The following is an 11,796-nucleotide window of genomic DNA, read 5'->3' on the forward strand; positions in this document are numbered from 1 at the left end:
GGCTACAAATTGAGCAAATTTTTCAACCGTAGCGGTGCTATGCTTTCAAAATTCCCTCAATTTTCGCTTGAAAATCTACTATTTTTCAATCATAAAACATTTTCGCAAGAAGTCTAATGAATTTGGGCTTGCAAATGCTTAGCTCAAATGTCATTATTTACCAAAGTATCAATCATTTTTATAGCTAATGAATTGATTCTCAAAAATTTTATTCTTAAATTGTAAATCATCATAGTAACGACCAACCGTTCGTAAATTCCAAATGATTTTAAGTGTTGAACATACATTGCGGTATTCTTATTCAAGTCCTGTTTCGCTGACACCGCACACGATTTATTTAAGACCAAAGGCATCGCCCAACCAAGAAATTAGCCATTATCAGCTTGATATTCAGCCAGTTCCGAGTCTTATGTTCAAAAATATTGATGTAGAAGGCAATGCACAATTTGTTGCATTCTTCAATACTATGTGTCATGAACTTACAATAAAAGCAAGTTTTGAAACCGATTCGAAGGCGTTTAACCCTTATCATTTCATTTATTTCCCCTTTGATGTCGAAAAAATTCCATTCAAATATCCTGAAAAAGAACTTTCATTATTGCAACCCTACTTGACGCAAGAAGGCATAACTACACTTGTACACCAGTTTTCTCGCCAAATTGCTTCTGAAGCAGGCTGGAAAACAACCGATTTTTTGGTCAGAATTTCTAAATATATCAGAGAAAATTTTGTTTACGAAAAACGCATCAAAGGTGCGGCAAACTCACCCGAAACCACCCTTTTGAGCAAAGATGGTACTTGCCGTGACTATGCGGTTTTGATGATTGCTGCTTGTAAATCGCTCGGAATTGCTGCCCGATTTGTAAGCGGTTATTGCTACGGAAGTGAGTTGCAAGCCCACGAACTACACGCCTGGGTTGAGGTATATTTACCAGGTGGTGGTTGGCGTGGTTTCGACCCAACATCGGGTGTAATTGTTGATAATCAATACATTACGCTGGCTTCTTCTTCTGAAGCCGAACTGATAAATCCTATTACTGGAGGTTTCAGAGGTGATTCAAGCTCAATATTAGATGCCTATGTCAGTATTATTCAAAAATAATTTCTATTTTCGTTTGAAACGAGTATCTTTAATTTATTGATAACCCTAAACACTGGAATGCCAACAATTAATGGGCATTTCTACAAGACAAACTTCTGATATGAGCATTAAATACAGGTTAATTATAATGAATTTCCTCCAATTTTTCATTTGGGCATGTTGGCTCATCACAATTGGAGCATACTGGTTTCAGAATAAAGGGTGGTCAGGAGCAGAATTTGGAGCTATTTTTTCTACAATGGGCATTGCGTCGTTGTTTATGCCAACATTGGCAGGAATCGTTGCAGATAAGTATATCAATGCCGAAAAATTGTATGCCATTTTGCATTTTTTAGGAGCATTAGTTTTGATTTATATTCCGCAAGTCGATAATCCAAATGACTTCTTTTGGGCGATTTTACTTTGTGTAATTTTCTATATGCCAACATTGGCTTTATCTAACTCAATTGCTTATACGATTCTTAAAAATAATAATACAAGCGACCTCGTAAAAGATTTTCCACCCATTCGAGTATGGGGAACGGTGGGTTTTGTAGTAGCCCTTTGGGTAATTAGCCTTACGCACAACGAAACTTCGTCTAATCAGTTTTACATTGCGGCGGCTTCTGCTATTGTGTTGGCTATTTACTCGCTTACTTTGCCCAAATGTCCGCCTTTGGCAGCTACTACCGATAATAAAAGTTTTATAGAATTGCTTGGTTTAGACGCTTTCAAGCTGTTTAAAGATGCTAAAATTGCTATATTTTTCATTTTTGCTATGTTTTTAGGAGCATCATTACAGCTTACAAATGCCTATGGCGATACTTTTTTGCATGATTTTGCCAACGTAGATGCCTATAAAGATACTGTTGCCGTAAAATTTCCCGCAATTATTATGTCGATTTCGCAGATTTCAGAAACCTTATTTATTTTGGCGATTCCTTTCTTTTTAAAACGATTTGGTATTAAACAAGTAATGCTTATCAGTATGATTGCTTGGGTATTGCGTTTTGGGCTTTTTGCTTACGGGAACCCAGCCGACGGGCTTTGGATGATTATCTTGTCGTGTATTGTATATGGAATGGCTTTTGATTTCTTCAATATCTCAGGTTCGTTGTTTATAGAAACTTATACTGATGCAAAAATTCGTTCATCGGCACAAGGGTTATTCATGATGATGGTTAATGGTTTTGGGGCCGTTTCAGGAAGTTTGATTAGTGGTTTTATGATTCAAAAATACTTTACCTTGGCCGATGGTACTAAAATCTGGAGCAGCATTTGGCTCTCATTTGCGGCGTATTCGCTTATTGTAGGCATACTTTTCGCCATACTTTTCAAACATAAACATGAGGAAGATTTTGAGATAAAAGAGCATTGATTGCTTGAAATCATTCTGCTACTATTGCGTAGTTCTTGTTTTGTTATTACCACAAAACAGAGCATAAATCTTTAGATAATTCACACTTAAAAGTTGCACTTTCGGAAAACTTTTATATATTTGCCTTATGGGCAACGAATCTACTATACGGACAATTATATTTTACAAAAATTACTTTCGAGAGTTTTTTGAAAAACAGCATGATAAAGTAAAAAGTAAAATTATCTGGACTTTTGATTTAATTGAAGAACTTCAAAGAATCCCTGAAACTTACCTCAAACATTTAGAAGGCACTGATGGACTTTACGAAATTAGAGTTCAGGTAGCAAGTGATATTTTTAGATTATTTTGCTTTTTCGATAATGGAAAATTTGTTGTATTGGCGAATGGATTTCAACAGAAAACTCAAAAAGCACCTAAAAAAGAGATTGATAAAGCCCTTAAAATAAAAGCAGAATATGAAAACGAAAAATAATAATATTACAACACTTGCCAAGTTCAAAGACGAACAATATGGCAAGAGAGGCAGTGCAAAACGTGAAGAATTAGAAACAGGATATGAACAATTCAAGCTTGGTGCGATGATTCACGATGCAAGACTGGAAAAAGGTATGACACAAGAACAACTTGCAGAAAAATGCGGAACAACTAAATCATACATTTCACGCATAGAGAATAACGTTAAGGAGGTTCGAATTTCTACCTTACAAAAAATAGTTGAACTTGGATTTGGTGGGCAATTACACCTTTCAATCAAACTCTGACCGATAAATATTGTACAAGTTTGAATTCTTTATTTGCTATTCAAAATGAGGTTTTTAAGCTTCTTTCAGCAAGTATTCCGTCAATCGTTCCCTAAACGGCATAAAAAAGTCACCGTTCACTTCCATTTTTGTAGTGGAAGTGAACGATATAATAAAAACCTACTCCTTTCTCGACAACATCCAAAGTCCTGTAAAAGTAAGAAATCCATTGAGCATCAATTTCGAGAAGCCAAATTCGAAGTCGAAAGTTGCTTTGGTAAACTCTTCAATGGTATAAGTTAGAAATGGCGAAGCGATACAAACAAATGGTACAAATTTATCGGTCAATGGGCGTTTGAGGTATAATCCAAAGGCAAAAAGACCTAATAATGGACCATAAGTATAACCCGCAATACTAAACACGGCCGTAATAACTTCTTGACTATTTAAAGCCTTAAAAATAATGATTACGATGATAAAAACTACCGTAAAACCTATATGCACATAATGCTTGAGTGTTTGACGCTTCGCCTCTTCATACTTCTCAATATTCAAAAAATCTACGCAAAAAGAAGTTGTGAGTGCTGTCAATGCAGAGTCGGAACTTGCATAGGTTGCGGCAGTAATTCCGAGTAAAAATGTAACCGCTGCCAAAGTTCCAAACTGATTTCCGAGTGCCAACGAAGGATACAAATCATCGGTTTTTACAGGAATTGGTATACCCATCTTCTCAGAATAAATATATAAAAGTACGCCCAAACTCAAGAAAAGCAAATTTACGAAAACCAAAACTATATAAAACCAAAACATATTTTTTTGAGCTTCTCCGATGCTTTTGCAAGTCAAGTTTTTCTGCATTAAATCTTGGTCAAGTCCTGTCATAACGATGGCAATGAATGCTCCTGACAAGAAATCTTTTACAAAATGGTGCTTATTTGCCCAATCCCAGACAAAAATCTTAGAATATTGACTATCTCGCACCGTCGAAAATAAATCACCTACGCCTAAATTTAATGATTTTCCAATCAAATAAATGGTCAGCATGAGAGCAGTTAGCAAGAAAAATGTTTGGAGTGTATCAGTAATAATAATCGTTTTTACGCCACCTTTGAAAGTATAAACAAATATTAAAGCCATTGCAATTACAACGGTAATTTCAAACGGCACGCCAAGAGCATCAAAAATAGCTAACTGAAGTACTTGTACTGCCACATACATACGCACCGCCGAGCCAATAGTACGAGAAAGTAAAAAGAAAGCCGAGCCAGTTTTATATGACCAAAATCCAAAGCGTTTTTCGAGATAACCATAAATCGAAATCAGATTTAAACGATAATACAAGGGCATCAAAATCGTGGCAATTACCCAATAACCAACGGCATAGCCTAGCACCACTTGAAAATAAGAAAATTGGATTTTACCAACTGCACCTGGCACCGAAACGAACGTAACACCCGAAATTGATGTTCCAATCATACCAAAAGCTACTAAATACCAAGGAGATTGACGATTTGCCGTAAAAAAAGTGTTGGTATCTGCTCCTCGGGCAGTGTAAAACGAAATGGCGATGAGTACAACAAAATAAACAATCAGAATAGATAAGGCAATAATCGGGGTCATAAGTGTTTAGGTTTTTTTTAAATCTTGTTCAAATATCAAAACTTTTTTTTCGATAACAAAACTACTCTTTGGCAAGAATGAATTATATTAGCATAAAAAATAACAATTCAACAAGATTTTTTTGAACAAAGAGAATATTTAAATAACTTACTAACAGTATTTTACAAATATTAATTAAGCAAATTTCGTGCAAAAACTTAAAAAAATGACAACCTTACCAAGTCCAGAAATTGAGGTGATTGATGAGGCAGTCCAAGACATTGCCAGTATAAAATTATGGGAGCTGGTCGTTTTTAATGATGAAATTAATACTTTCGACCATGTAATTTCTACTTTGATAGATGTATGCCAGCATTCGCCGGAGCAAGCCGAACAATGTACGCTAATTATTCATTATAAAGGGAAATGTGGAGTGAGATCGGGCGATTTTGAAGAATTGGCTGGTTTGAGAAATGAAATTTGCCGTCGGGAGATTTCGGCGGAGATAATGTTGAAGTAGGCAATGGTCGATTAACTATCGACTAAAACATAAGAAAAAAACAAGTTACAAGTTTAGACTGGGGTTAGAATCCCTGCGTCTCCACAAAATACCCAAAATCGTTGTCCGTGGACTAATTAGAATGAACTTTCCTTCAAAACTTATCGAAGAAGCTGTTATTGAAATTTCAAAGTTGCCAGGGATCGGCAAAAAATCAGCTTTGAGGTTGGCTCTTCATTTGCTCAAAAGAGATGAAACTCAAACTCAGTCGTTGGCAGATGCACTTATAGCAATGCGAACAAAAACAACTTTTTGTCGCAAATGCCATAATATTTCGGATGCCGAACTTTGTCTAATTTGTACTTCACCTCGTAGAGATGTATCGGTGCTTTGTGTTGTAGAAGATACCCGTGATGTACTCGCAATCGAAAATACAGCACAATATCGTGGACTTTACCACATATTAGGCGGTATTATTTCGCCATTGGCAGGCATTGGGCCAAACGATTTGAACATTGAATCTCTGATAAAAAGAGTAGAACAAGACCTTGGTATTCATGAGATTATCCTGGCACTTAGTCCAACGATGGAAGGCGATACAACTGCTTTTTATTTACAAAAAAAACTCAAATCTTTTAATAAAAAAATCAGCACTATCGCCCGAGGAATTCCAATCGGCGGCGATTTAGAATATACTGACGAAGTAACGCTCGGTAGAAGTATTTTGAGTAGGATTGCTTATGAGTAAAATACCGAAAGGTGTTAAATTTTAGTTAAAGAAAACTTAAATCGTAGGCTATTGTTGATAAAACAGTAGATTTGTATATACCTTATATCTGAAAATCCAATGAACAGAAAAGATTTCATCACAGCCTTTATAGGAAGTACATTCGCCTTTAAATTGAGCGATACGTTTGCAAGTAAATCGCCTATTTTTGAGGGAATGTTTACTCTTGCTCCGCTACCTTATGCCAATGATGCCCTTGAACCGCACATTGATAAAATGACAATGGAGATTCACCACGACCGCCACCATAAGGCTTATGTTGACAACCTCAACAAAGCAATTGCTGGCACTGATATGGAAAAGTTGTCGATTAACCAATTGTTAAAAGACATTAGTAAATATCCAGTTGCGGTTAGAAATAATGGTGGTGGACACTGGAATCATACGTTTTTCTGGCAAATCATGTCGCCAAATGCAGGAGGCCGGGATGCCGCCCAAATGCCTTCAGGAAAATTAGCTGATGCCATTACTGCAAGTTTTGGTAGTTTCGATAATATGAAAGCCGAATTTGCTAAAGCTGCAACTACTCGTTTTGGTTCGGGTTGGGCTTGGCTAATTGTTACTTCCGATAAAAAATTAAAAATTGTTTCAACCGCCAATCAAGACAATCCGTTGATGGATATAGCTACCGACAAAGGAACGCCAGTTTTAGCTCTTGATGTGTGGGAACATGCTTATTACTTGAAATATCAAAACAAACGTGCCGATTATATTACTGCTTTCTGGAATGTTGTAAACTGGAAAAACGCAAGCGAGAATTTTGAAAAGGCAATGAAGTAATTTTTAGTAGATAAACCTGAGATGATGGATTTGAATGTAAAAGGGCTTATTTCTCTACGAAATAAGCCCTTTTAATTTGTCATAATATCTGTTAAGCAATCAAAAACAGGAAAATCAATGGGAAAGCGATTCCCGCAACTGCTAATTTCCAGCCTCTTGATTTAAAACTAAACTTACCTCTCGGAAACATCATTGCTCCAGTTGCAGCAATAAATATTAGCCCTAAAGCGAAAACATCTGAATAATAAATCCACCAAACCGAAGTATCTTTATGTAGTTGATTCATTTGACCAATGAAAGGTGTTTTCTTGAATGCAATAATTTCCCCATTCCCAGATTTGATGTTTATTTCCACATCGTGTTTTTCGTAGGAAATTTTCAATTCACCATTTTTGATAGAATGTCTGCGAAATTTATCTTTAAAACCCAAATTTTTGGTCAAATCTTTGATATAATCTTCGGTTAACTCTTTTTCATCTTGAGGTAATTGTAGGTTTATTGGCTTTATTTCTACCGTATATTTCTCGGGATGCCAAGTCTGACGATGATTTTGGAGAATTCCCGAAAGGGCAAATGATATAATGAGGCCAATAAAGAAATATCCAAAATCTCGGTGTAGGCTTCTGATGTCAAATTTCATAAAACAAATTTAAACTTAAATAAAAAGTTGTCGAAATTTATGTGGAATACCCGATATTACACTTTTGTTATTGTGCCTATTTTCGTCTAAAATTTGAATGAAATTGTTGTTGTCGCCATTCGAGGAGCAATTGGAGTAACTGTGTTATCATCATACACATAATAGCTAATTACATTTCCAATATTGGCGAGTTTGGCTCTAATTGTAAAAGCTTTGTAGGTGTAACCGACAGAGAAATCCATTTGTAGGAAACCTTCTACAGGTATAAGTTTTCTTGCTTTTTCGGCAGCAGTAATAGGGTTTAGTGGGCTTAGCCTTCCTCCAAATCTTTTTCCGATGTACGTAGTTAATAATCCAACCTCCAGACCTTTTAATAGCCTTGCATTTTCAAAAGTATAAAAAGCACTGGCATTTGCTGTGTGGGTAGGAACAAATCTTAACCTTGTTCCTACAGCATATATATTACTTTTTGTATATTTTGCTTCATTAAAGCTATAACCAGCCATTAATTTTAATGCTTTAAAATATCCTGTAATATCTAATTCTATTCCTTTACTTTGGTAGCTACCCGCCAATTCTTTAATATTGGTATTGGTATTGCCGTTACTCAAATCAGTTTGTGCCAAATTAGAATAATCTATCATATAGCCCGTAATATTTGCGGTAAGTTGTTTATTAAAAAACTCATTCTTTAAGCCTAATTCATATTGATTAATGGTAGAAGTTGGTAAATTTATTAAATTAATATCCGTCCCAGTGTTTAATGCAAACGAATTAGTATAGCTCAGGAACACAGCATTGTGTGTTGTTGGTTGATATGTTAGCCCAATTTTAGGAGAAAATGCCGTATCGAAATTTTTCGTTTCTACATTTTTTTTTGTTGAATAAGTATATGTATTTGTGATATTTTCAAGATAGCTGAAACGTAATCCTGTTAATAATTTTAATTTTGAATTTATTTCTACAAAATCCTGAACGTAAATGCCAGCCCTATTAATTTTAGTTTCTTGGTTGGTATTTTCGGTCATCAAAGGCACAACTGTTGAGGCATAAATATCGTTTTTGCTTATTATTTTTTGGGGGTCATAAATATTTATTTTATCGTAGTTTATAATATTATTAAAAGCTATTGTTTCAGTATTGCCAATATCCGAATCGGTACCAATTAATAGTAAATGTTTAACATTCCCTGTTTTAAACTCACCAGTTAAATCAATTTGCCCAAGCCCATAAGATTGTTTGGTATCCATTTTCTGAACTCCTCGTTTCCAATCACCATTTGCCTCAACCAAATTTGTACTATTTGGTCTTAAACTTGAGAGTAAATTTGTTGTAAAACCTTGGTATGAAACAATACTTTTCAATTGCCATTTTTCGTTAAATTTATGGTTAAATGTAGTCGTAAAACTTTCCTGCTTAGTTTTGAAATTGCCCCAATCGAAACCTAAAAAGGAGTTTCTTGGTAATTTTATAACATCATAATTAATGGTTGTCATTCCAAAGTCTGGCGTACGGTTATCCTTCAAATAATCACCCTCAAGTAGTAAAGAACTCTTTTTGTTTAAAAGAATCAATACTGATGGATTAATGTAAAATCTTTCACTGCTCACATTATCACGAAAACTGTTGCCTTTTTCATAAGTACTAACAAGCCTGTATGCTACATTACTACTGTTGTTTATACTTCCATAAACATCAATTGTTGGTTTAATAAAATTATATTCCGAAAGTTTCAGACTTACTTCGCCACCTTGTGAAAATTTTGGTTTTTTGGTCACCAAGTTCAGAATTCCGCCTGCACCAACATTGCCAAATAACAATGCCGAACTACCTTTCATAATTTCAATACTTGATAACGAACTTGCTTCGGGCATCAAAGTCCCATTAAACCTTACACCGTTTTTAAATGTATTGCTACTTCCAAAAACAAAACCTCTTGCACCAAATTCTTCTTGATTATTTCCAGAAGCATTACTATTTCCAGAAACATAAACACCATTGGCATTTTTGATAGCATCCGACAAACGTAAAATTTGTTGTTGTGTTATTGTTTCTTGGGCAATTACGGCAACACTTTGAGGTAAATCCATTGATTTTATAGGCATTTTTCCAACAGAAAGTACTCTTTCATTAGGATATACATCACCTCTTACTACGATTTCTTTTAGCAATTCGCTATTTTCAAATAGCTCCAAACTAATGTCTGTCGTTTTATCCGCTTCGATTTTAATCTTCCTTTCTAAAGTTTTGAATCCTACAAACGAGGCAATCAAAGTATAAGTATTTGGAGTAACATTATTGATTACAAACTCTCCTTTCTCATCGGTTGTTGCTCCTTTATTAAGTTCTTTCAATTGAATTGAAACAAATTCGGCAGGTTTGCCTTCGCCATTGCTTACCGAGCCTTTCAGTTGGCCATTTTGTCCGAATCCTAAGCTGCTTATTAGCATCAGCAAAATAAAAGGTAAATTTTTCATATAAATTTCTTTAGTTTATTGTTCTTAATTAGACTTATTATAAATAACGATACAAAGGTAAGTTTGGATTTCTAAAATGCAAATTTTATTTAGACTAATTTTAAATAACGTTTTCTGAATGGTACTTTTCCATAAAATAATACCATTTTTCACTATATTTGCCTTAGAATAATGCTTTCGCTAACCGACTAATATGAGTGAAGAAAAACCAAAATACGACCCTATTCAACAAAAAGAGGTAATTGATGATATGTTTGAGACTTGGTTTCTCGAATATGCTTCTTATGTAATTCTTGAACGTGCCGTGCCTGCCATTGAAGATGGACTCAAACCTGTGCAACGCCGTATTATGCACGCCCTTAAAGAAATGGACGATGGGCGATTCAATAAAGTTGCTAATGTTATTGGTTCGAGTATGCAATATCACCCACACGGCGATGCCTCTATTGGTGATGCTATTGTGTCGATGGGGCAAAAGAACTTATTGCTCGATACCCAAGGAAACTGGGGCGATGTGCGTACCGGCGATGGTGCGGCGGCCCCTCGTTATATTGAGGTTCGCCTCTCCAAATTTGCTAATGATGTACTTTTCAATGAAGACACCACCGAATGGCAAATGTCGTATGACGGTCGCAAGCGTGAGCCTGTCAATTTGCCTTCCAAGTTCCCTTTGTTGTTGGCTCAGGGTGTAGAGGGAATTGCCGTTGGACTTTCGACAAAAGTAATGCCGCATAATTTTATAGAACTGTGCGAAGCGTCAATAGCTTGTTTGAAAAAAGAGCCTTTCCAGCTTTTTCCTGACTTCTTAACGGGCGGAATGGTTGATGTGGCTACATATAATGATGGTGCAAGAGGTGGGAAAATAAAAGTTCGGGCCAAAATCGCCGAACTCGACAAAAAAACACTTGAAATTCAAGAGATTCCATTTAGCACCACAACCGCCACACTCATTGATTCAATTATAAAAGCAAATGATGCAGGAAAAATAAAAATCAAAAAAGTAGAGGACAATACTGCTAAAAATGTTTCGATTATTATTCATTTAGCACCCAATACTTCGCCCGATATTACAATTGATGCTCTCTATGCTTTTACAGAATGTGAAAACTCCATTTCACCCAATGCTTGTATTATTATTGACAACAAGCCTCATTTTATTGCGGTCAGTGATATTTTAAGGCAATGCACCGAACAAACTCAACATTTATTGCAACGTGAACTCGAAATTAGAAAGCATGAATTGAAAGAGAAGGTGCTTTATAGCTCTTTGGAGAAGATATTTATAGAAAAGAAAATCTATCGAGATATTGAAGAATGTATAACTTTCGAGGCAGTTATTGCAACAGTTGATAAAGGTTTAGAGCCTTTCAAGAAAGATTTTTATCGAGAAATCATCGAAGAAGACATCTTACGATTGTTAGAAATTAAAATTAAACGTATTTCAAAATTCGACTCTTTTAAAGCAGATGAATTGATGAAACGCTTGCTTGATGAACTGGTAGAAGTTGAAGATAATTTGGCTAACATTGTGCGTTATACCATTGCTTTCTACAAAGATTTACTCAAAAAATACGGTAAAGGACGTGAACGGAAAACCGAAATCAGACATTTTGGAGCGGTACAAGCAACAGTTGTGGCTGCCAATAACCAAAAATTATACGTTGACCGTGAAAATGGTTTCGTTGGCTACGGTTTGAAAAAAAGTGACTCTGTTGAATACATCATGGATTGTTCGGATATTGATGAAGTCATTGCTTTTAAGCGAGATGGAAAATATGTCATAACGAAAATTCAGGAAAAAGGTTTTGTTGG

11 protein-coding genes are annotated in these 11,796 nt (G+C 35.5%); 8 read left to right on the forward strand and 3 right to left on the reverse strand.

Annotation, left to right across the window (positions count from 1 at the left end; all coding sequences use genetic code 11):
* Window positions 1–262: 262 nt before the first annotated feature.
* The 4 genes from ACH2CJ_RS06080 (at window position 263) to ACH2CJ_RS06095 (ending at window position 3,223) form a co-directional block, all read left to right on the forward strand.
* A complete protein-coding gene (locus ACH2CJ_RS06080; RefSeq protein WP_394991358.1) occupies window positions 263–1,102 on the forward strand; it encodes a transglutaminase domain-containing protein in 840 nt (279 codons plus the stop codon).
* Window positions 1,103–1,202: 100 nt separating this feature from the next.
* Window positions 1,203–2,459, forward strand: coding sequence for a nucleoside permease (locus tag ACH2CJ_RS06085; protein ID WP_394991359.1), 1,257 nt, complete (start codon window positions 1,203–1,205; stop codon window positions 2,457–2,459).
* Window positions 2,460–2,586: 127 nt separating this feature from the next.
* Complete coding sequence (locus ACH2CJ_RS06090) at window positions 2,587–2,934, forward strand: type II toxin-antitoxin system RelE/ParE family toxin (protein ID WP_394991360.1); 348 nt, start codon at window positions 2,587–2,589, stop codon at window positions 2,932–2,934.
* On the forward strand, window positions 2,918–3,223 hold the full coding sequence (locus ACH2CJ_RS06095) for a helix-turn-helix domain-containing protein (protein WP_394991361.1): 306 nt from the start codon (window positions 2,918–2,920) through the stop codon (window positions 3,221–3,223). The genes ACH2CJ_RS06090 and ACH2CJ_RS06095 overlap by 17 nt, the downstream gene beginning before the upstream one ends.
* Window positions 3,224–3,382: 159 nt before the next feature.
* On the opposite strand, the gene ACH2CJ_RS06100 is transcribed toward ACH2CJ_RS06095, so the two are convergent.
* On the reverse strand, window positions 3,383–4,822 hold the full coding sequence (locus ACH2CJ_RS06100; protein ID WP_394991362.1) for a sodium:solute symporter: 1,440 nt from the start codon (window positions 4,820–4,822) through the stop codon (window positions 3,383–3,385).
* A 205-nt stretch (window positions 4,823–5,027) separates the two neighbouring features.
* Between ACH2CJ_RS06100 and ACH2CJ_RS06105 the strand changes: the two genes are divergently transcribed.
* The 3 genes from ACH2CJ_RS06105 (at window position 5,028) to ACH2CJ_RS06115 (ending at window position 6,867) form a co-directional block, all read left to right on the forward strand.
* Window positions 5,028–5,321 carry an ATP-dependent Clp protease adaptor ClpS gene (locus ACH2CJ_RS06105; RefSeq protein ID WP_394991363.1) on the forward strand — a complete coding sequence of 98 codons (294 nt, stop codon included), beginning with the start codon at window positions 5,028–5,030 and terminating at the stop codon, window positions 5,319–5,321.
* 121 nt (window positions 5,322–5,442) lie between these two features.
* Window positions 5,443–6,048, forward strand: coding sequence for a recombination mediator RecR (gene recR, locus ACH2CJ_RS06110; RefSeq protein WP_394991364.1), 606 nt, complete (start codon window positions 5,443–5,445; stop codon window positions 6,046–6,048).
* 99 nt (window positions 6,049–6,147) lie between these two features.
* A complete protein-coding gene (locus ACH2CJ_RS06115) occupies window positions 6,148–6,867 on the forward strand; it encodes a superoxide dismutase (RefSeq protein ID WP_394991365.1) in 720 nt (239 codons plus the stop codon).
* A gap of 91 nt (window positions 6,868–6,958) precedes the next feature.
* Here the strand turns inward: ACH2CJ_RS06115 and ACH2CJ_RS06120 are convergent, their stop codons facing one another.
* Both ACH2CJ_RS06120 and ACH2CJ_RS06125 read right to left on the reverse strand, forming a co-directional pair.
* On the reverse strand, window positions 6,959–7,507 hold the full coding sequence (locus ACH2CJ_RS06120; RefSeq protein ID WP_394991366.1) for a PepSY-associated TM helix domain-containing protein: 549 nt from the start codon (window positions 7,505–7,507) through the stop codon (window positions 6,959–6,961).
* An 86-nt stretch (window positions 7,508–7,593) separates the two neighbouring features.
* Entirely contained in the window at window positions 7,594–9,984 is a 2,391-nt protein-coding gene (locus ACH2CJ_RS06125; RefSeq protein WP_394991368.1) for a TonB-dependent receptor domain-containing protein, read from the reverse strand.
* Window positions 9,985–10,177: 193 nt separating this feature from the next.
* On the opposite strand from ACH2CJ_RS06125, the gene ACH2CJ_RS06130 reads away from it, so the two are divergent.
* Window positions 10,178–11,796 (forward strand): DNA gyrase/topoisomerase IV subunit A (locus tag ACH2CJ_RS06130; protein ID WP_394991369.1); only part of this gene is annotated, 1,619 nt, incomplete at its 3' end.

The organism is Emticicia sp. (assembly GCF_043780375.1).
Lineage (GTDB): Bacteria > Bacteroidota > Bacteroidia > Cytophagales > Spirosomataceae > Emticicia.

Coding starts and splice junctions, on each gene's coding strand:
- ACH2CJ_RS06080 (WP_394991358.1), top strand. CDS start 263: ATGATTTTAAGTGTTGAACATACATTGCGGTATTCTTATTCAAGTCCT.
- ACH2CJ_RS06085 (WP_394991359.1), top strand. CDS start 1,203: ATGAGCATTAAATACAGGTTAATTATAATGAATTTCCTCCAATTTTTC.
- ACH2CJ_RS06090 (WP_394991360.1), top strand. CDS start 2,587: ATGGGCAACGAATCTACTATACGGACAATTATATTTTACAAAAATTAC.
- ACH2CJ_RS06095 (WP_394991361.1), top strand. CDS start 2,918: ATGAAAACGAAAAATAATAATATTACAACACTTGCCAAGTTCAAAGAC.
- ACH2CJ_RS06100 (WP_394991362.1), bottom strand. CDS start 4,822: ATGACCCCGATTATTGCCTTATCTATTCTGATTGTTTATTTTGTTGTA.
- ACH2CJ_RS06105 (WP_394991363.1), top strand. CDS start 5,028: ATGACAACCTTACCAAGTCCAGAAATTGAGGTGATTGATGAGGCAGTC.
- recR (WP_394991364.1), top strand. CDS start 5,443: ATGAACTTTCCTTCAAAACTTATCGAAGAAGCTGTTATTGAAATTTCA.
- ACH2CJ_RS06115 (WP_394991365.1), top strand. CDS start 6,148: ATGAACAGAAAAGATTTCATCACAGCCTTTATAGGAAGTACATTCGCC.
- ACH2CJ_RS06120 (WP_394991366.1), bottom strand. CDS start 7,507: ATGAAATTTGACATCAGAAGCCTACACCGAGATTTTGGATATTTCTTT.
- ACH2CJ_RS06125 (WP_394991368.1), bottom strand. CDS start 9,984: ATGAAAAATTTACCTTTTATTTTGCTGATGCTAATAAGCAGCTTAGGA.